Below are 2,603 nucleotides of genomic sequence, written 5' to 3' on the forward strand. Positions count from 1 at the left end.
GTCCACACGCTCCAGCGACGGAGCACCCTCCACACCACGCAGCACATCCACCAGCGACCAACCGGTCAACGGCTCCAGCGCCTGAGCGCACTCCTCCATCCGGGCAGCGAACACCGCTGAAGCGTCCAACAGGCCCTCGGCCATGCCTACCCATTGCGACCCCTGTCCGGGGAAGACGAACACCGTCCTTCCCCCGATCGCGGACCCCTGTACCAGCACCGGTGAGGTCTCCCCCGCGGCCAGGGCGGTCAGGGCGGTGACGACGTCGGCACGCTCGCGGCCGACGACGACGGCGCGCTCGTCCAGTGCGCCGCGGGTCGTGGCCAGGGAGCAGGCGACATCGACAAGTCGCAGGTGAGGGTGGGCGGCGAGATGAGACAGGAGGCGTTCGGCCTGGCCGCGCAGCGCCTTCCCCGTCCGCGCGGTGAGGGTCCACGGCAGGGCGGCCGACGGACCCGAGGGAGACCCGTCAGGGGTCACCCCGGCCAGTAGGGGTGTCGGCGCCGGTTCCGGGGTCGTCTCCTGCTCGGACCCCTCAGTGACGGCGGTCGCCTGCTCGATGATGGCATGCGCGTTGGTGCCGCTGAAGCCGAACGACGAGACTCCCGCACGCCATGGGCGGTCGGTGTCCGGCCACGGCCGTGCCTCGGTCAGCAGGTCGATGTCGCCCGCGGTCCAGTCGACGTGCGGGGTGGGCTCGGCGATGTGGAGGCTGCGCGGCAGCACGCCGTGCTCCATGGCGAGCACGATCTTCATGACGCCCGCGACACCGGCGGCGGCCTGCGCGTGGCCGATGTTCGACTTGATCGAGCCGAGCAGCAGTGGCCGGCCGTCGGGGCGGTCCTGACCGTAGGTGGCGAGCAGGGCCTGCGCCTCGATGGGGTCGCCGAGCGTGGTGCCCGTGCCGTGCGCCTCGACCACGTCGACGTCGGCGGCGGAGAGGCGCGCGTTGGCGAGGGCCTGGCGGATGACGCGCTGCTGGGACGGGCCGTTGGGGGCCGTGAGGCCGTTGCTGGCACCGTCCTGATTGATCGCCGAGCCGCGCACCACCGCCAGCACCGGGTGGCCGTTGCGCCGCGCGTCCGACAGTCGCTCCACGAGCAGCATGCCGACGCCCTCGGCGGGGCTGAAGCCGTCGGCGTCGGAGGAGAACGCCTTGCACCGGCCGTCCGTGGACAGTCCCCGCTGGCGGCTGAACTCGATGAAGGTGCCGGGCGTCGACATGACCGTCACGCCGCCGGCCAGGGCCACGGAGCACTCCCCCGCCCGCAGCGCCTGGACGGCCAGGTGCAGGGCGACGAGCGAGGCGGAGCAGGCGGTGTCGACGGTGACCGCCGGGCCCTCCAGACCGAAGGTGTACGAGATGCGGCCCGAGACGACGCTGCCGGCGCTGCCCGTGGCGAGATGGCCCTCGAGGCCCTCGGTCGCGGTGCGGGCGAGTTCGGCGTAGTCCGAGCCGTTGGTGCCGACGAAGACGCCGGCCTGGCTGCCGCGCAGGGTCTGCGGATCGATGCCGGCCCGCTCGAACGCCTCCCAGGACGTCTCCAGCAGCAGCCGCTGCTGCGGGTCCATGGCCAGCGCCTCACGCGGCGATATCCCGAAGAACCCAGGGTCGAACTCGGCCGCTCCGGACAGGAATCCGCCCTCGCGGGTGTACGAGGTGCCCTGGGCGTCGGGGTCGGGGTCGTACAGCGCCTCGACGTCCCAGCCGCGGTCGGCGGGGAACTGCGACAGCGCGTCGCCGTCGGAGGCCAGCAACTGCCACAGCTCCTCGGGGGTACGCACCCCGCCGGGGAAGCGGCACGCCATCGCGACGATCGCGACGGGTTCGGAGTCGAGGGCCGCGGCGCTGGGCGTCGGGACGGCGAACGTCGCCTCCCCGTCCCTCCCGAACATCTCCTCACGCAGGTACCGGGCGAGGACGGCCGCCGTCGGGTAGTCGAAGACGAGGGTGGGCGGGAGCTTGAGGCCGCTGGCGGCGACCAGGCGGTTGCGGAGTTCGACCGAGGTGAGCGAGTCGAAGCCGAGCTCCTTGAACGCGCGCCCGGCCTCGACCGCTTCGGGGCCCGCGTATCCCAGCACGGCGGCGACGGCGGTGCGGACGAGGTCGAGGAGCTGCCGCTCCTGCTCGGCCGGGGGCTGCCCGGCGATCCGCCTGGCGAACTCGCCCGCGTCGCCGGCGCCCTCGGTGGCGTCGGCACGGATGCTCTCGGCGGCCGCGCGGGCCTCGGGCAGGTCGTGCAGCAGCGGCCGGGACCGGCCGGAGGTGAAGGCGAGGACGAAGCGCTTCCACTCCATGTCGGCGACGGTCAGCGTCGTCTCGTCCCGGTCCAGTGCGTGCTGGAGCGCGGCGACGGCCCGCTCCGGGTCCATCTCGATGACGCCGTGGCGGCGCATGCGGTCGCCGACCGCGCCCTCCGCCATTCCGCCGTCGCCCCAAGGGCCCCAGGCGATCGCGGTCGCGGGCAGACCGGCCGCGCGGCGGTGCTCGGCGAAGGCGTCGAGGAAGGCGTTGCCCGGCGCGTAGTTGCCCTGGCCGGGTGCGCCGAAGGTGGCGGCGAAGGAGGAGAACAGCACGAAGGCGGAGAGGTCGAGGTCGCGGG

Annotated in this window: 1 protein-coding gene; it reads right to left on the bottom strand. The window is 73.6% G+C overall.

Annotated features, from left to right (window positions below; translation table 11 throughout):
• On the bottom strand, positions 1-2,603 hold a 2,603-nt coding region (locus ACP4J0_RS38305; protein WP_426604041.1), incomplete at both ends, for a beta-ketoacyl synthase N-terminal-like domain-containing protein.

The organism is Streptomyces sp. WG7 (genome assembly GCF_049975785.1).
Classification (GTDB): Bacteria; Actinomycetota; Actinomycetes; order Streptomycetales; family Streptomycetaceae; genus Streptomyces.